General features: G+C 73.8%; 11 protein-coding genes. 4 read left to right on the top strand and 7 right to left on the bottom strand.

The window, feature by feature from the left end; all coding sequences use genetic code 11:
- Nucleotides 1–176 precede the first annotated feature (176 nt).
- The gene (locus tag JT723_RS09270; RefSeq protein WP_205043996.1) at nucleotides 177–1,907 is read right to left on the bottom strand and encodes an ATP-binding SpoIIE family protein phosphatase; all 1,731 of its coding nucleotides are present in this window, start codon (nucleotides 1,905–1,907) and stop codon (nucleotides 177–179) included.
- A gap of 127 nt (nucleotides 1,908–2,034) precedes the next feature.
- Entirely contained in the window at nucleotides 2,035–3,417 is a 1,383-nt protein-coding gene (locus tag JT723_RS09265; protein ID WP_205043995.1) for an NAD(P)/FAD-dependent oxidoreductase, read from the bottom strand.
- 309 nt (nucleotides 3,418–3,726) lie between these two features.
- Between JT723_RS09265 and JT723_RS09260 the strand changes: the two genes are divergently transcribed.
- On the top strand, nucleotides 3,727–4,554 hold the full coding sequence (locus tag JT723_RS09260) for a TetR/AcrR family transcriptional regulator (RefSeq protein ID WP_205043994.1): 828 nt from the start codon (nucleotides 3,727–3,729) through the stop codon (nucleotides 4,552–4,554).
- A 123-nt stretch (nucleotides 4,555–4,677) separates the two neighbouring features.
- Nucleotides 4,678–6,675 carry a sigma-70 family RNA polymerase sigma factor gene (locus JT723_RS09255; RefSeq protein ID WP_372441256.1) on the top strand — a complete coding sequence of 666 codons (1,998 nt, stop codon included), beginning with the start codon at nucleotides 4,678–4,680 and terminating at the stop codon, nucleotides 6,673–6,675.
- A gap of 42 nt (nucleotides 6,676–6,717) precedes the next feature.
- Here the strand turns inward: JT723_RS09255 and JT723_RS09250 are convergent, their stop codons facing one another.
- The 4 genes from JT723_RS09250 to topA form a co-directional block, all read right to left on the bottom strand.
- A complete protein-coding gene (locus tag JT723_RS09250) occupies nucleotides 6,718–7,455 on the bottom strand; it encodes a DsbA family oxidoreductase (RefSeq protein WP_205043993.1) in 738 nt (245 codons plus the stop codon).
- A gap of 94 nt (nucleotides 7,456–7,549) precedes the next feature.
- Nucleotides 7,550–8,317, bottom strand: coding sequence for a hypothetical protein (locus tag JT723_RS09245; RefSeq protein ID WP_205043992.1), 768 nt, complete (start codon nucleotides 8,315–8,317; stop codon nucleotides 7,550–7,552).
- Nucleotides 8,318–8,682: 365 nt separating this feature from the next.
- Nucleotides 8,683–11,631 (bottom strand): dTMP kinase, encoded by a 2,949-nt coding sequence (tmk, locus tag JT723_RS09240; RefSeq protein ID WP_205043991.1) that lies wholly within the window; start codon nucleotides 11,629–11,631, stop codon nucleotides 8,683–8,685.
- 304 nt (nucleotides 11,632–11,935) lie between these two features.
- Complete coding sequence (gene topA, locus JT723_RS09235; RefSeq protein WP_205043990.1) at nucleotides 11,936–14,743, bottom strand: type I DNA topoisomerase; 2,808 nt, start codon at nucleotides 14,741–14,743, stop codon at nucleotides 11,936–11,938.
- Nucleotides 14,744–15,044: 301 nt separating this feature from the next.
- On the opposite strand from topA, the gene JT723_RS09230 reads away from it, so the two are divergent.
- Nucleotides 15,045–15,608 carry a hypothetical protein gene (locus tag JT723_RS09230; protein WP_205043989.1) on the top strand — a complete coding sequence of 188 codons (564 nt, stop codon included), beginning with the start codon at nucleotides 15,045–15,047 and terminating at the stop codon, nucleotides 15,606–15,608.
- Nucleotides 15,609–15,615: 7 nt separating this feature from the next.
- Complete coding sequence (locus tag JT723_RS09225) at nucleotides 15,616–16,011, top strand: DUF2752 domain-containing protein (RefSeq protein WP_205043988.1); 396 nt, start codon at nucleotides 15,616–15,618, stop codon at nucleotides 16,009–16,011.
- Nucleotides 16,012–16,067: 56 nt separating this feature from the next.
- Here the strand turns inward: JT723_RS09225 and JT723_RS09220 are convergent, their stop codons facing one another.
- A complete protein-coding gene (locus JT723_RS09220) occupies nucleotides 16,068–17,603 on the bottom strand; it encodes a DUF7059 domain-containing protein (protein ID WP_205043987.1) in 1,536 nt (511 codons plus the stop codon).
- Nucleotides 17,604–17,677 lie beyond the last annotated feature (74 nt).

The following is a 17,677-nucleotide window of genomic DNA, read 5'->3' as shown; positions in this document are numbered from 1 at the left end:
TCGGTGACGACCCGCGCCCCGGCGGGGGCTGAGCGCGCAGTTCCCCGCACCCCTGGTGTTGCCCCCTCGCGGAAGGGGCACCGCCCAAGCCACCGCGGCCGGCGGAAGCGCACCCCCGCGGAAGGGGAGCCGTGCGGCCGCCGCGGCCCGCGGAAGGGCGCCGCCGGCCACAGAGACTAGGCCGGGAGGGTGAACTCGCACCAGACGGCTTTGCCGCCGCCGGGGGTGAGACGGGAGCCCCAGGAGGAGGCGATGGTCGCGATGATGGAGATACCGCGGCCCGCCTCGTCGGCGGGTTCGGCGCGCCGCCGCCGCGGCAGGTGCTCGTCGCCGTCGGTGACCTCGATGACGAGCCGCCGGTCCGTGCGCCGGAGGCGCAACCGCATCGGCGGCGTCCCGTGCTTGAGGGAGTTGGCGACGAGCTCGCTCGCCGCCAGGACGCCGAGGTCGCGGAGTTCGACGGGGAAGCGCCAGGAGGCGAGGACGCCGGAGGCGAAGGCGCGGGCGCGGGGGGCGGCTTCGATGCCGCCGAGGAGGTCGAGCGAGGCGTTGCGGAAGACCTCGCCGTCGGGGTGGCCGGTGTGGTCGGGGTACTGCAGGACCAGGACGGCGACGTCGTCGTCGTGCTGGGCGGTGACGCCGAGCGCGCGCATGAGGCGGTCGCAGATCACCTGGGGCGCCCCGGTGGCGCCGGCGAGCGCCCGCATGAGGGTCGAGACGCCTTCCTCGATGTCCTCGCCGCGCCGTTCGATGAGGCCGTCGGTGTAGAGCACGGCGGTGCAGCCGGGGCCGAAGGGGACGGTGGCGGTGGTGTGGGTCCAGCCGCCGGTGCCCAGCGGCGGCCCGGTGGGTTCCTCGGTGCGCTGGACGGTGCCGTCGGGGTCGCGGATGAGGATCGGCAGGTGTCCTGCGCTGGCGTAGGAGAGCCGTCCTTCGCTGGGGTCGTGGACGGCGTAGACGCACGTGGCGATCTGGGTGGCGTCGATCTCGGAGGCGAGGCCGTCGAGCAGCTGGACGACCTCGTGCGGGGGGAGGTCGAGCCGGGCGTACGCGCGTACGGCGGTGCGGAGCTGGCCCATGACGGCGGCGGCGCGCACTCCGCGGCCCATGACGTCGCCGATGACCAGGGCGGTGCGGCCGGCGCCGAGGGTGATGACGTCGTACCAGTCGCCGCCGACGGCCGCGTCGGTGCCGCCGGGCTGGTAGGTGGCGGCCAGGCGGAGGTCGTCGGGCTGCTCCAGCTGCTGCGGCAGGAGGCTGCGCTGGAGCGTGACGGCGGTCTCGTGGAGGCGGCGTTCGCTCTCCCTGAGCCTTTCCGCGGCCTGGACCTGGTCGGTGACGTCGGCGGCGAAGACCAGGACGCCGCGGCGTTCGGGGTCGGGGTCGTCGGCGTGGACGGGGGTGCAGGTGAAGGTGAAATAGCCCTGACGGGTGAGTGTGGCGGTGGCGGCTCTGCTCACCTTGCGGGCTTTGACGGTGCGCGGGCGGCCGCTGCGGTGGACCTGGTCCATGAGCGGCAGCAGGCCGAGTTCGTCGAGTTCCGGCAGGGCCTCGCGGGCGGGGGCGCCGGTGGTGCGGGGGCCGAAGACGTCGGCGTAGGCGTCGTTGACGAAGCCGACGCGGTGGGCGGGGCCGTGGGTGACGGCGATCAGTGCGGGCAGCCGGCTCAGGACGCCTGTGAGGTCGCCCGGTGTGCCGGCGATGGCGTGAAGTGCCTGGTCCTGGGGTCGCGGTGGGGTGTCGGTGCCTGCCGTGGGCGGCGGTGGGGCCGGGTCGGTGGGGGCGGCTGTGCCGCGTTTGGCCCCGCCGACGGGTGCGGCGGCGTCGGCGAGTTTGCCGCGGGCTGCCGGGACTGCGCCGCGTCGCTTTGTTACGGGGAGCCGGGCACTCCAGCGCGTGAGGTTCAAACGTCCGATTCCTCGTATTTGTCACTCTTTGCAGGTGCTGCCGCACGGGTGGTCACCCGTCCAGTGTGGCCGACCAAGGGCCTGCGGGGGAATCGCACCGGTGCGCGCCGGGCGTGCCGGGGGGCGCTCACGGCCGGGGCCGGCCGCTGTCACCGCCGCTTCCCGCGGCCTGTTCGAACTCGGCACGCGGGTGTTCAAGGGAGCCGAGCGAGACGATCTCCCGCTTGAAGAGCCCCGACAGGATCCACTCGGCGAGGATTCTGGATTTGCGGTTGGCGGTGGGCATCCGGCTGAGGTGGTAGACACGGTGGACCAGCCATGCCGGGTAGCCCTTGAACTTGCGTCCGTAGAGCAGGGCGACGCCTTCGTGCAGGCCGAGCGAGGCGACGGAGCCGGCGTATTTGTGCCGGTATTCGGTGAGCGGTTCGCCGCGCAGGTGGGCCACGACGTTGCCGGCCAGCACCTTGGCCTGGCGCACCGCGTGCTGGGCGTTGGGCGCGCACAGCGCGCCCTCCTGGTCCGAGGTGAGGTCGGGCACCGCGGCCGCGTCGCCGGCCGCCCACACGTCGTCGCGGCCCGCGACGCGCAAGGTGGCGTCGGCGACCAGCCGGCCGCGGTCGTTGAGCGGCAGCCCGGTGTCGGCCAGCAGGGGTGCCGGTTTGACGCCCGCGGTCCACACCACGGTCCTGGTGGGCAGCCGCGACCCGTCGGACAGCACGGCGATGCGGTGCTCGCACGATTCGAGGCGGGTCTCCAGGCGGATGTCGACGTTGCGCCCGCGCAGCTCGCGTACGGCGTAGCGGCCCAGCTCCTCACCGACTTCGGGCAGGATCCGGCCCGTTGCCTCGACCAGGACCCATTTCATGTCCTCGGGGCGGACGTTGTGGTAGTACCGCAGGGCGTAGCGGGCCATGTTCTCCAGTTCGCCGAGCGCTTCGACGCCCGCATAACCGCCGCCGACGAAGACGAAGGTCAGAGCCGCCTCGCGGACGTCGGCGTCACGGGTGGAGGAGGCGATGTCGAGCTGCTCGAGGACGTGGTTGCGCAGCCCGATGGCCTCCTCGACGGTCTTGAAGCCGATGCCGTACTCGGCGAGCCCCGGCACGGGCAGGATGCGCGAGATCGAGCCGGGGGCGACGACCAGCTGGTCGTACGGGATCTCGGTGGCGCCGCCGCCCTCCTCCTCGGTGGCGGGGGTGACGACGCCGACGACCCGCTTGTCGTGGTCGACGGAGCGCACCTCGCCGACGACGATCCGGCACTGGTCGAGGACCCGGCGCAGCGGTACGACGACATGCCGCGGGGAGATCGATCCGGCGGCGGCCTCGGGCAGAAAGGGCTGGTAGGTCATGTACGGCTGCGGTTCCACGACGACGATCTCGGCCTCACCGCGTTGCAGCCGCAGCTTTCGCTGCAGCTGCAACGCCGTGTACATGCCGACATAACCACCACCGACCACAAGAATGCGCGGTGTGCTTGCCTTGGCCAGGGCCGCCGACTCCGTCGTCATTGCTCCATGACGCAATGGCCGGATGCCGTTTGTCCACAGGGCGGACACCACCATTCGGGGGAATCGGCCGCCCCGCGGCCCCGCGGGACGGCGCCGCATCGGGCGATCACCGGGCAAACGCCTCAGGGCGGGAAACGCGTCCTGCCGCCGCACAGCAAGAGCCCGCGCCCCAGGGACCACACCCTCTTCATTCTTGACGCGGGCTCAACTATGTTCGTATCTCGTAGTAGTGCACGGCCCAGCTCACCCGATCGTTAAGGGCGGGGAGTCTCCGGGGGGAGACAGTCAATTATCCGGGGGGATACATATATGCACATTCAGGACACGACGTGGACGGCTTCCGCCGGTACGGACGGGAGTACGGGCAGGGCGGCACCGCTTCGGGTGGACGCCCAGCGGAATCTGGAGCACGTGCTCAGGGCCGCCCGTGAGGTCTTCGGGGAACTGGGCTACGGCGCACCCATGGAGGACGTGGCACGCCGCGCACGCGTCGGCGTGGGCACCGTCTACCGCCGCTTCCCCAGCAAGGACGTACTGGTCAGGCGGATCGCCGAGGAGGAGACCGCGCGGCTGACGGAACAGGCGCGCACCGCGCTGGGCCAGGAGGACGAGGCGTGGTCGGCGCTCGCGCGCTTCCTGCGCACCTCCGTCGCCTCCGGCGCCGGGCGGCTGCTGCCGCCGCAGGTGCTGCGGGTGCAGGGCGCCCCCGGCGGCCCGGTCGCCGGCGGCGAGCCGCACGACCAGGACGGCGCGGGCGACGGCGCACGGGTGCCGCAGCAGCGGGCCAGGTTCGGCGCGGACCCGGCGGAGGGCGGCGCACGCTCGGCCCCCGGCGACCACACCGGCCGCGACGACATAGCGGAACCGGTGCCGGCGGGCAGCCGCGGCACCCGGGTGGAGGAGCAGGAGGGCATACGCACCCTGCTCGACGTCGTCGGCCAGCTGGTGGAAAGGGCGCGGGCGGCGGGCGAGTTGCGCGCCGACGTCTCGGTCGCCGACGTGCTGCTGGTCATCGCGACCGCGGCGCCCTCGCTGCCGGACGCCGCCCAGCAGGCGGCAGCCTCGGCCCGGTTGCTCGACATCCTGCTGGAAGGACTGCGCTCACGCCCCTCGGAACGCCCTGCCGCCAGGGACTGAACCACCCGTAGCGGCACCGCCCGTGCGGACGGAAGTGGAGGATCGGTGAACGAACCCGCCACGGAAGGGTGGTTCCGCCCAAGACGATGACGTCGGGGGCGTGCGCTGTGCCAGGCTTGGCCCGTGGATGAGCCGAACGGGGAATCCGGCGCCGCCCCCGCCGCAGGGGCCGGCCCGGAAGGCAGCGCCGAGCTGCCCTCGCGCAGGGTGCCGGGCCAGCGCGACCCTGTGGCACGCCCGGAAACGGAATTCCCCGTCCAGGGGCGGGTCGGTCCGCAGGGCGGCCCCGTCCCCGACGACGCGCCGACCGGCCCGGAGGGCGGCGGCACCGACGCGCCCGCCGACGGCGACCTGCTGGCGGACGGGCACCCGGACGTCGGCGCCGTCCTGTCGGACGAGGAGCTGATCGACCAGGTCAGGGGCGGCCGGGACAGCGCCTACGAGGAGATCTACCGCCGCCATGCCGAGGCGGTGCGCCGCTACGCCCGCACCTGCTGCCGGGACACCCACACCGCGGAGGACCTCACCGGCGAGGTCTTCGCCCGCACACTGCAGGCGATCCGCGGCGGCAGCGGGCCGCGGTCCGCGGTCCGCGCCTACCTGCTGACCACGGTCCGCCGGGTCGCCGCGACCTGGGGCAACACCGCCCGCCGCGAGCAACTCGTCGAGGACTTCGCGGTCTTCGCCGTCAGCGCGGCCGGCTCGGGCCGCGACGCGGCGACCAGCGCACCGGCCGCCGACGTGCGGGCCATGGAGGACGCCGAGCGATCCCTGGCCATCCAGGCCTTCCGCACCCTGCCGGAGCGCTGGCAGACCGTGCTGTGGCACACCGCCGTCGAGGAGGAGTCGCCCAGCGCCATCGCCCCGCTGCTCGGGCTGACCGCCAACGCCACCGCCGTGCTCGCGCACCGCGCCAGGGAGGGCCTGCGGCAGGCCTACCTGCAGGCCCACGTCAGCTCGACGCTCACCGCCGAGGGTGACTGCGCCCGCTACGCCGACCGGCTCGGCGCGCACGCCCGCGGCGGCCTGCGGATGCGCGCGGACCGCGAGCTGAACCGGCACCTGAAGGACTGCGAGCGCTGCACCGCGGCCTCGCTGGAACTGGCCGACCTCAACTCGGCACTCAAGGGCCTGCTGCCGGTCGCGTACATCGGCTGGTTCGCCGCCGTCTACGCCACCAAGGCGGGTGTCGCCGTCGTGGCGGGCAGCGCAGCCGCCGCGGGGGCCGCGGGAGGAGCCGCGGCAGCCGCCGCGGGCTCCGGGTCCGGCGGTGCGGGCGCCGCGGGCGCGGGCGCCGCGAGCGAAGGGCTGGGGGCGCCGGTCAAGGTCGGCATCGCCGCAGCCGTGGTCGTCGCCGCGGCCGCCGCGGCCTTCGCGCTCACCGCCGGCCACGACGGGAAGCCGCACAAGCCGCTGGCCAAACCGCCCGTGGCCGCCCCGGTGGCGACCACACCCCCGCCTCCGCCGCCGTCACCGGCGCCGCAGCCCAAGCCGGCCCCGAAGCCGCCGCCGCCCGCGCCCACCCACAGGCCGGCACCCAAGCCGACGCCGAAACCGACCACCCCGCCGCCGCCGAAGCCGACCCCGAAGCCGGCGACGCCACCGCCGGCGCCGAAGCCCAGCCCCACGCCGACGCCTACTCCCCCGCCGCCCGCACCGGCCGCGTACAAGGTCAACTCGCTGGGCCTGAGCGGCCTCGGCGACACGACGCAGCCCACGATCCGCCCCGCGCTGTCCCCGGGCAGCTGGTGGTGGGACCGCTGGGGGCTGTCGATCGGCGGCACCTCGTACGAGCACGGCATCAGCGTGCGGGCGCCCTCGTCGGTGACGATCGACCTCAACGCCTCCTGCGTGTCCTACGACGCCAGCGCCGGGGTGGACGACCTGGCGCGGGTGCTGCGGACCGCCGTGCGCTTCTCCGTGTACGGCGACTCCACCCGGCTGTGGACCTCGCCGGTGGTGCGCGGCGGCGACTCCGCCGTGCCTGTCCACGTCGGCCTGACCGGCTACAAGACGCTGCGGCTCGTCGTCACCCCCGAGCGGGGGCAGGACGGCGGATTCGGGGGCGGATTCGGCGGCGGTCTGGCGGACTGGGCGGACTCGGTGATCAGCTGCACATAGCGCAGCCGCGGTAAGGCGCAGCCGTGGTAGGTCCGAGCCTTTTCAGCGGGCGGCGCCGCCGTCGGCCGCGGGCACCTCGCACACGCCGTCGGCGCAGGCGCCGGCGTCGTCCGTGGCAAGGGCTGCGTCCTCGGCCGCGTGCTCGGCCGCGGTGTCCCTGGCGACCTGTTCGAGCGCCTGGAGGAAGACCGAGGTCTCCTGGCCGCCCTGGACGGCCCACTTGCCCTCGAAGACGAAGGTCGGGACCGCGGTGATGCCCAGCCGCCTGGCCTCGTCGATGTCGTCGAGCACCTCGTCGTGCAGCTCGTCACCGCTCAGGAAGGCCGCGACCGCGTCCCGGTCGAGCCCCACCGCGACGGCCGCGTCGGTCAGGTGCTCGTGGTCGCCGATGTCCATGCCCTCGCCGAAGTGCCCGGCCATCAGCCGGCCCTTGAGCCGGACCTGCGCCTCGGGGCCGTACTCCTCAAGGGTGAAACGCAGCAGGCGGTGGGCGAGCAGCGAGTTGTTCTCCAGGACGGTGTCGAACTCGAAGGCGATGCCCTCCTCGGCGCCGAGCGCCGCGATCTGCCGGTCCATCGCCGCGGCCCGCGCCCCGAACTTCGCCGCCAGCACCTCGTGGTGCGGGCGGGCCTCGTGCGGAGCCGACGGGTCGAGCTGGAAGGGCCGGTAGACGACCTCGACGGAGGAACCCTTGGGGAAGGCCGCAAGCGCCCGCTCGAACCGCGTCTTGCCGACGTAGCACCAAGGACAGGCGATGTCGCTGTAGATCTCGACCTTCACGGCTCTTCTCACTTCCGGCGGACGGGGCGGGGTGCGGGCGGGACGCTCCAGTATTCCTTGAAGCCTCAATGACACAAGAGCAGGTCGGCGGGAGCTATTCCCCTGCGCTCTCCCCGCCCTCGTGCTCGCCGCCCGCCAGGACGGCGACCAGGGCCGCGGCCCTTCCCCCGTCCAGGGCCGCGCCACGCTCGCGGGCCGCCGCGAGGTCCGCCGCCGGCAGTGCCGCGGACAGCCGCTCGGCCAGTGCGTCGACCGCCGACCGCTCGGGGACACTGCGCGGCACCAGCCCCCGTACGGCGTCGGCGGCCGCCAGCAGCACCGCCGCGGGCCGTGCCTGGCCGAGTGCGGGGAGCACCTCGGCCGCTCCCTCCAGCTGGGCGCCCAGGATCTGCTCGGTGCAGCCCGCGGCCAGTGCCGTACGCAGCGCCTCGTCCACCATGGGCAGCGCGGCTGCCGGATCGCCCTCCGCCACCGAGATGCGCGCCGACAGGCCGCCCAGCACGACACGGAAGACCGGCGGCGGGGTGCCGTCGGAGACCCGGCCCACGGCCAGGTCGCACACCTCCCGCGCCCGCGCCACCTCGCCGCGGTCCAGCAGCAGCGTGGCCTGGAGGAAGCGGACATAGGTGCGGGCGTCCCACACCGAGTAGCGATCGGCCTCCTCGTCGGCGCGGGCCAGCAGCCTTTCCGCGTTCGCTGCGTCGCCCGCCCGGTAGGCGACCTCGCTGAGCCGCGCGACCAGGAACGCGCCCTCCGCATAGGCGCCCAGTTCCTGGCCGAGCTTGTGCGCCGCCTCCAGGTGGGTCCTGGCCGACGCGTAGTCGCCGCGGGCCATCGCGATCTCGCCGCTCGCGCTGCGCACCTGGGCGCGCACCCAGCGGTCGCCGATCCGCCCGGTCAGCGTCTCCAGCTCCGCCCGGCTCTCGTCGGCCGCCGCCAGGCCGCCGGGTGAGTCCGGGCGCGCAGTTCCCCGCGCCCCTGGGTGTTGGCCTCCTCCGCAGAAGCTGGCGCTGTCAGGCGGCGGCCTCGGGGCAGGAGGGCGGGCGTTTTTCTGGTGGGTGCCGTCGGCCTGCGAGGGTGGGCGTTTTTCAGGGGCGCGGGGAACTGCGCGGCCCGTCACGACGCACCGAAAGGTGCAAAGCCCACAGCAAGGGCAGCCACCCGGGGGCGCGGGGAACTGCGCGGCCGGCCACGACGGCGGGAGAGGCGAGCGCCCACCGGAAGAGGCTAGGTGTCGTCGTCCTCGTGGCGGCCGAGGAGTTCGTCCGCGAGGGTCGGGAGGTCGTCGAGGGGCGTCTCCTCGGCCCAGTCCGGCCGGGGCCGGCGGACAGTCGGCGACTGGACCGCCGGAAGCTCCCGCGTGCGGTCGTTCTCGTTCGGCTCGGGCCGGAAGAGCCACGGCGGCACCCGGTCGGCCGGGTCGGAGTCGCTGGCGGTGCCGGGCACCGGCGGCAGGACCGCGGTCTCGTCGGGCTCGGGCTCGGGTTCGCGCTCGGGCACGACCGGCGGCAGCACCGTCGTGGTCTCGGACGAGTCCGAGGAATCCGAGGGCTCCTCGGGCGCGACCGGCGTGACGACGGTCGTCGCGTCGTCGGCCTCAGCCGCCCGCGCGGCTTCGGCGCGAAGGAGCGCCTCCTCCGCCTTGCGCTGCTTCTCGACCCGCCGCGCCTCCGCCTCGGAGCGCAGCCTGGCCTGCTCCTCGGCGAGCCGCCGGAGCCTGGCCTGTTCGGCCTCCCGGGCGGCGGTCTCGGCGGCGACGCGGGCGGCCTCCTCTGCGGCGAGCCGGTCGGCCTCCTCCTGGCGGAGGCGTGCCGCCTCCGCTTCCTGCGCGGCCTTGCGTTCGGCGATCTCCCGCCGTGCGGCTTCCTCTGCGGCGAGCCGCCGTTCCTCCTCCTCGCGGCGCAGCTTCTCCAGTTGCGCCTGCCGTTCGCGTTCGGCGCGCTCGGCCTCCGCCTTGCGGGCGGCTTCCTCGGCGGCGAGCCGGGCGGCTTCTTCCGCGGCCTTGCGTTCGGCTTCCGCGCGGGCCTCGATCTCCTGCGCGGACAGCGGGAGGACTTCGTCGAGCCGGTGGCGTATCACCGTGGTGACGGCGGCCGGGTCCTGGCCGGCGTCGACGACGAGGTAGCGGGCGGGGTCGGCGGCGGCGAGGGTCAGGAAGCCGGCGCGGACCCGCTGGTGGAACTCCGGCGGCTCGGACTCGAGCCGGTCGGGCGCCTCGGTGAAGCGTTCCCTCGCGGTCTCGGGCGAGACGTCGAGGAGCACGGTCAGGTGGGCGACGAGCCCGTCGGTGGCCCACCGGTTGATGCGGGCGATCTCGGTGGGGGCCAGGTCGCGCCCTGCGCCCTGGTAGGCGACGGCGGAGTCGATGTACCGGTCGGAGATGACGACGGCCCCGCGGGCCAGTGCGGGCCGTACGACGGTGTCGATGTGCTCGGCGCGGTCGGCGGCGTAGAGCAGCGCCTCGGTGCGGTGCGAGATGCCGCCGGAGGACACGTCGAGCAGGATCGAGCGCAGCCGCTTGCCGACGGCGGTCGCGCCGGGCTCGCGGGTGACGACGACTTCGTGGCCCTTGCTGCGGATCCAGCTCGCGAGCGCTTCGACCTGCGTGGACTTGCCGGCGCCGTCGCCGCCTTCGACGGCGATGAAGAAGCCGGTGGCGGCGGGCGCGGTGGACGGTTCCGCGCCGCGCAGCGCCTCGCGCAGGTCGCGGCGCAGCGGCACCCCGCTGCGGTCGTCGGTCTTGCCGAGCACGAGCGCGGCGACGGGCAGCAGCAGCGCGCCGACGAGCATGAGGGTGTAGGCGGCGCCGGCGTGGTCGAAGGTGAAGCGGCCGTTGTCGACGCGGTGCGGGCCGATCGCGGCGGCCAGCAGCGGCGCGCAGATCGCGGCGACGCCGAGCACCGCCCTCGCGACGGCCTGGAGGTGTTCCGTGGTCTTGGCCCTGCGGGTCTCCTCGGCCTCCTGCTCGACCAGCAGATGCCCGGTGTTGGCGCTGATCCCGGCGGCGACGCCGGCGAGCAGGGCGAGCAGCAGCACGGTGGTCGGGTCGGGGACCAGGCCGGTCAGCAGCAGCGCCACGCCGGTGACCCCGATGGCCAGCGCCAGCAGCCGCCGCCTGGACAGGCCGGGCAGGGTGCGGGGACCGACCCGGATGCCTACGACAGTGCCCGCGGTCAGCGCGAGGACGAGCAGGCCGAACCCGGTCGGGCCGAAGCCCATGGCCACGGCGTGCAGGACGGCCACGGCGACGGCCGCGGCAATGGCGCCGGCGACCGCGGCGGTGGACAGCACCAGCAGCGGCAGCGCCCCGGTCCTGCCGTTCTCGGCGCCTGCCGGGCCCTTGGGAAGCCGGAGCCCTTCGAGCGGCGAACGCGGCCTGGCCGCGGTGCCCGAGGGGAGTTCGAGCGCGGAGAGCACCGCCATCGAGGAGGAGAACAGCCCGGCGGCGACGTAGGAGGACAGCGCGACCTGGTGCAGGTCGAACCAGTCGACGCCGGTCGCCAGCAGCGTGTTGACGAGCGTGACGGCCACCATGGCGGCCGCGGCCAGCGGCAGCGCGACGAAGCTGGTGCGCAGGTCGAGCCGGTGCAGCGTGGCCAGGTGGTCGGGCGCGGGCCGCACCGAGGTGTCGCCCGGCGGCGGCAGCAGTAGAGGCGCGGCGCCGTCCTTGGCGACGGCCCACAGCCGCTCGGCGAGCCCCGCGACGAAGGCGGTGGCCAGCAGCCAGATGTGGGCGTTGTCCTGCGACCAGGTGATCCACAGCGGCGCGACGATGAACAGCGCTAGGCGTACGCCGTCCGCGCCGATCATGGTCCAGCGGCGGTCCAGCGGGCCGCCCTCCGCGGTCGCCGCGGACAGCGGGCCGAGCAGGACGGCACCGAAGAGCAGCGTGGCCACCAGGCGGGCGCCGAACACCGCGGCCGTCGCGAACGCGACCCCGCGGTAGCCGCCGCCGAAGGCGTTCGCCGCGGCCGTCGCCTGCACGGTCAGCCAGAGCAGCACCAGCAGGCCGAGGCGGTCCGCGACCGCGCCGGTGAGCTGGGCATTCCACAGCTTCCGCAACGCGGGGATCTTCAGCAGCGCGCCCACCGCACGGTCCCGTGAATCCGCCGCCAGGTCGCCCGCGAACGCGGGTGTGACGTCAGCGGGCTGCGGTGGCTGCTCGGATCGCGTCATCCCAACAGCCTATCGCCCATCCCGGGCGCGGTTTCCTGCGGTTCCACCGCGTCCCGGCCCCCCCTTCCGCAGGGGCCGAGCCCCCCAGGGGCGCGGGAAACTGCGCGCTCAGGCCCCCACCGGGGCGCGGGTCGTCACCGACCCGAAGGGACTCTTCGGTCCGTGCCGGACCACCGGCCGCGAGCGAAGCGAGATGGGGGCACCCCCAGGCAAAGCCCTGGGGGAGGGCCGGTCGCGCAGTTCCCCGCGCCCCTATGTGCTCGGCCCGGCCGAAGAGGCACCCCCCCCCCGCGGCCGGGGCGGCCTACTCGGGGGAAGGAGCGGACTTCTTGGCCGCAGTCTTCTTCGCGGGCGCGGCCTTCTTGGCCGCGGCCTTCTTCGCGGGCGCGGCCTTCTTGGCCGCAGCCTTCTTGGCCGGGGCGGCCTTCTTCTTCGCAGGGGCCTTCTTGGCAGGCCCCTTCGCCCGCTTCTCCGCGAGGAGTTCGTAGCCCCGCTCCGGGGTGATGGTCTCGACGTCGTCGTCGCGCCGGAGCGTGGCGTTGGTCTCCCCGTCGGTGACGTAGGGGCCGAAGCGGCCGTCCTTGACGACGACGGGCCGCTCGCTGACCGGGTCGGTGCCGAGTTCCTTCAGCGGCGGCTTGGCGGCGGCGCGCCCGCGCTGCTTGGGCTGCGCGTAGATGGCCAGCGCCTCGTCGAGGGTGATGGTGAAGAGCTGGTCCTCGGTCTCCAGGGAGCGCGAGTCCGTGCCCTTCTTCAGGTACGGGCCGTAGCGGCCGTTCTGCGCGGTGATCTCGACGCCCTCGGCGTCCTTGCCGACGACGCGCGGCAGCGACATGAGCCGCAGCGCGTCCTCCAGGGTGACCGTGTCGAGGGACATGGACTTGAAGAGCGAGGCGGTGCGCGGCTTGACCGCGTTCTTGCCGGTCTTGGGGGTGTCCTCGGGCAGGACCTCGGTGACGTAGGGGCCGTAGCGGCCGTCCTTGGCGACGATGGGGCGGCCGGTGGCGGGGTCGTTGCCCAGTTCGAAGTCGCCGCTGGGGCGGGCGAACAGCTCCTCCGCGTAGCCGACGTCCAGCTCGTCGGGCGGCAGGTCGTCGGGGACGTCGGCGCGGCGGTGGTCGTCCTCGCCGCGCTCGCCCTTCTCGACGTAGGGGCCGTAGCGGCCGACCCGCAGCACGATGCCGTCGCCGACGGGGAAGGAGGAGATCTCCCGGGCGTCGATGGCTCCGAGGTCCTCGACCAGTTCCTTGAGGCCGCCGAGGTGGTCGCCGTCGGTGCCGGGCGCGGCCGCGGCGGCCCCCGGGTCCTCGGCGCCGAAGTAGAAGCGGCGCAGCCACGGCACGGACTGGGCCTCACCGCGGGCGATGCGGTCGAGGTCGTCCTCCATGGAGGCGGTGAAGTCGTAGTCGACGAGCCAGCCGAAGTGCTTCTCCAGCAGGTTGACGACGGCGAAGGACAGGAAGGTCGGGACGAGCGCGGTGCCCTTCTTGAAGACGTAGCCGCGGTCGAGGATGGTGCCCAGGATCGTGGCGTACGTCGACGGGCGGCCGATCTCGCGCTCTTCCAGCTCCTTGACCAGCGACGCCTCGGTGTAGCGGGCGGGCGGCTTGGTGGAGTGGCCGTCGGCGGTGATCTGCTCGGCGGTCAGCGCGTCGCCCTCGGCGACCTGCGGCAGCCGGCGCTCGCGGTCGTCCAGCTCGGCGTTGGGGTCGTCGGCGCCTTCGACGTAGGCCTTGAGGAAGCCGTGGAAGGTGATGATCTTGCCGGACGCGCTGAACTCGGCGTCCCTGCCGTCGGCGGAGGTGCCGCCGACCCTGACGGTGACGGACTGGCCGACCGCGTCCTTCATCTGGGAGGCGACGGTCCGCATCCAGATCAGCTCGTACAGCCGGAACTGGTCGCCGGTCAGGCCGGTCTCCGCGGGGGTGCGGAAGCGGTCGCCGGACGGGCGGATCGCCTCGTGCGCCTCCTGCGCGTTCTTGACCTTGCCGGCGTGCACCCGCGGCTTGTCGGGCAGGTAGTCGGCGCCGTAGAGCTGCGTGACCTGGGCGCGGGCGGCGCTGATCGCGGTCTCGGAGAGCGTCGTGGAGTCCGTACGCATGTAGGTGATGAAGCCGTTCTCGTACAGCTTCTGGGCTACCTGCATGGTGGCCTTCGCGCCGAAGCCGAGCTTGCGCGAGGCCTCCTGCTGGAGCGTGGTGGTGCGGAAGGGCGCGTACGGCGAGCGGCGGTAGGGCTTGGACTCGACGCTGCGCACCGAGAACTGCGTGTCGGCGAGTGCCGCGGCAAGGGCGCGGGCGGCGGCCTCGTCCAGGTGCAGGACGGTCGCGCCGCCCTTGAGCGCGCCGGTGGAGGCGTCGAAGTCGCGGCCCTGGGCGACGCGGCGGCCGTCGACGGAGACCAGCCGGGCGTTGAGCGTGGACGGGTCGGAGCTGTCGCCGCTGCGGCCGGTGCCGAAGACGCCGGTCAGGTCCCAGTACTCGGCGGAGCGGAAGGCGATGCGCTCGCGCTCCCGCTCGACGACGAGCCGGGTGGCCACCGACTGGACGCGGCCGGCCGACAGCCGCGGCATGACCTTCTTCCACAGGACCGGCGAGACCTCGTAGCCGTAGAGCCGGTCGAGGATGCGGCGGGTCTCCTGGGCGTCGACGAGCCGCTGGTTCAGCTCCCGCGGATTGCGGACGGCTTCCTGGATGGCGTCCTTGGTGATCTCGTGGAAGACCATCCTGTGCACCGGGACCTTGGGCTTGAGGATTTCCTGCAAATGCCAGGCGATGGCCTCGCCCTCGCGGTCCTCATCGGTGGCCAGGAATAGTTCGTCGGAGTCCTTCAGCAGCTCCTTGAGCTTCTTGACCTGTGCCTTCTTATCGGCGTTCACGACGTAGATCGGCTGGAAGTCGCTGTCGACATTCACGCCGAGCCGCGCCCACGGCTGGCCCTTGTACTCCGCCGGCACTTCGGCGGCCCCGTTGGGGAGGTCGCGGATGTGCCCGACGCTGGCCTCGACGACGTATCCAGGGCCGAGATAGCCCTTGATCGTCTTCGCCTTGGCGGGCGACTCGACAATGACGAGTCGGCGGCCGGCCGGTGCGGTCTCGCGGGTCGGGGACAACTTGGGCTCTTCTCTCCGGTTCGAAGGGGTGACGCTGCGGAGTGTGACCGTACCTCCCGGTCCTGTGTCAAACGGGAAAAGTCAACAACGCCATCCGAACGGTAACCCGACAAGCGGTCTGTCTGCCGCATGGACCGGTCATGTCAGAGTGCGGTGCGACACCCGGCACCCGCCGTGCGGAACCGCCGCGGGATACGGCGGGGGGCGCGACGCGGCGGGCGCGGACTGCAAGGATGGTGGCCGACACAACGCGGCGCCGCCCGCTCGCGCGCCGCCGGCCGGAGCACCACAGGGGGACCCGATGTCCGACCAGAACCCGTACGGGGACAACAGCTCCTACAGCAGCAACGGCAGCAACCCGCAGGGTGACCCGCGGGTCCAGAAGACCTCGCTGCCGTCCTACCAGCCGACCATGCCGGCGCTGCCCGGCTACGGCGTTCCGCCGCAGAACGGCACCCCGCCGCCGGCCGGGGCGCCGGGCTGGCAGCACGGCGGCCTCCCGCAGCCGCAGGGCGGTCCCGGCGCGACGCTGCTGACCATCGGCGACATCGCGGTCACCGAGACGGGGATCATGACTCCCGCAGGTCTGCTGCCGCTGCGCGGCGCGGTCTGGACGGTCTCCGACATGTCGCGCTCGGAGTCGAAGACGCCGACATATGCGATCGTGCTGGCCGTGATCTTCGCGCTCGCCTGCCTTGTCGGGCTGTTCTTCCTGCTGATCAAGGAGAACGTGACGACCGGCTTCGCCCAGGTCACGGTGAACAGCGGCGGCAAGTACCACGCCGTGATGATCCCGGTGCGCGGCCCGCAGGACATCTACGCGATCACCCAGCAGGTCAACTACGCCCGGTCCCTGAGCGCGTGACACAGCCATGACGACCCTGCGGCGCGTTTCCGGCCATCCTGCCGCGGCGCCGCTCGGCGCCCTGGCGGCGGGCCTGGCCGGGTCGCTGTATCTGTACGGCACCGACCCGCACCAGCCGGGGCACTGGCTGCCGCGCTGCCCCTTCAACTGGGCGACCGGGCTGCTCTGCCCGATCTGCGGTGCCACCCGAATGGCGTACGACCTGCTGCACGCGGACCCGGTGCGGGCGTTCCACGACAACGCCCTGCTGCTGCTCTGCACGCCCTTCCTGCTGGCCGTCGCCGGGCGCTGGGCCGTGGCGGGGCTGCGCGGGCGGCGCTGGCGGCCCGTGCTGGGCGCACGGGCCTCGTACGCGGTGGGTGCGGTGCTGGTGGCCTGGGCGGTGCTGCGCAACCTGCGCTGAGGCCGCCGGGCCGAGGCTGGGCGACGGGCTGAGGCTCTATGCGCCGGGCTGAGGCTCTATGCGCCGGCCGGCTCGGCCACCGGGTCGAGGAAGCCCTGCTCGACCAGCATCCGGATCGAGCCGGGCGTACGGTCGCGCAGCACCACCGGGTCCTCGCCGAGCAGTTGGGCGATGGCGTCCACGATGCGGCCGGCCGGCAGCGTACCGTCGCACACCCCGGCGAATCCGGCGCCGACCGTGTCGACCTTGGTGGCCCTGCGCATGCCGCGGGCGGAGCGCAGCACCACGTGCTCGGGGTCCTCGGCGCCCGGCAGTCCCACCTGCTCCTGCACCACCTCGTCGGCCAGGGTGAAGCGGGCCTCCAGCAGGTCGGCGTCGTCATGGCGGCGCAGGAAGTCCTGCCGGTCGAACCACGCGGCAATGTGCGGGCCGAGCGGCTGCTCCACCGGGTGCGGCCACTCCTCCGCGGTGATCACCGGGGTGTCGGAGCCGGACTTGCGCAGGCTGATCCAGCCGAAGCCGACCCCGCTGACCTTGGCGCGCTCGAAGTCGTCGAGCCAGGCGTCGTAGCGGGCGGCGTACGCGGCCGGGTCGCCGCGGTGGTCGCCGCCGTCGCGCAGCCACAGTTCCGCGTACTGGGCGACGTCCTGGACCTCGCGCTGCACGATCCAGGCGTCGCAGCCGCGCGGCACCCAGCCGCTGAGCCGCTCGCGCCAGTCCTGGCCCTCGGTGTGCTGCCAGTTGGCGAGCAACTGGCACCAGCCGCCGTCGTTGAGGTGGTCGGCGGCCTGCTGGACCAGGGTGCGGCACAGGTCGTCGCCGCCCATACCGCCGTCCCGGTAGGTGAAGCGGCTGCCGGGCGAGATCACGAACGGCGGGTTGGACACGATCAGGTCGTAGCGCTCGCCGCCGACCGGCTCGAAGAGGCTGCCGCCGCGCAGGTCGGGCTCGTGCGCGCCGGACAGGGCGAGGGTGAGCCGGGCGAAGTGCAGGGCGCGCGGGTTGACGTCGGTGGCCGTCACCCGGGTGGCGTGCCGTGCCGCGTGCAGCGCCTGGACGCCGGACCCCGTGCCCAGGTCCAGGGCGCTGCCGACCGGTTCGCGTACGGTCAGCCCGGCCAGCGTGGTGGACGCGCCGCCGACGCCGAGCACCAGGTCGGCCCGGTCGACGCCGGGCGCATTGCCGATGCCGCCCGCCCCGCCGACCGCGCAGCCCAGGTCGGAGACGATCCACCAGTCCGCGCCGCCGTCGCCTGCGTAGGGGCGTACGTCGACGGTGGCGCGTACGTCGTCGCCCTCGCGCTGCAGCCACCCGCCGGCCAGGTGGGCGTCGAGGCCGGGAAGCGCGGCACCGGCGCGGGCGTACGGCACGGCGTATTGCAGCAGGAAGAGCCTGACCAGGGTGTCCAGCGGGCTGTCACCGCGGGTGGCGCGCAGCGCGGGCACCGTCTCCGCGCGGGAAAGCGCGGCATATGCGACGGCGCCGAGCAGGTCGAGGCAGCCGTCGGCCGTGAAGGCCGCGGCCAGCAGGTCGTCACGCAGGGCGGGCGCGCTGTCGGGCTGGGGGAGGTGAGGCGTCTTCACATCGGCCATTGTCGCGGACGCGGCGGCACCCGGCGCTCCGTGCGGGCCGGCTGCGGTCGGCGGCTCGTTGGTCAGGGGTCTTC

The organism is Actinacidiphila bryophytorum, assembly GCF_016916835.1.
Lineage (GTDB): Bacteria > Actinomycetota > Actinomycetes > Streptomycetales > Streptomycetaceae > Actinacidiphila > Actinacidiphila bryophytorum.
The sequence above is the reverse complement of the archived record's forward strand: the minus strand, read 5'-3'. Positions and strand labels throughout refer to the sequence as shown.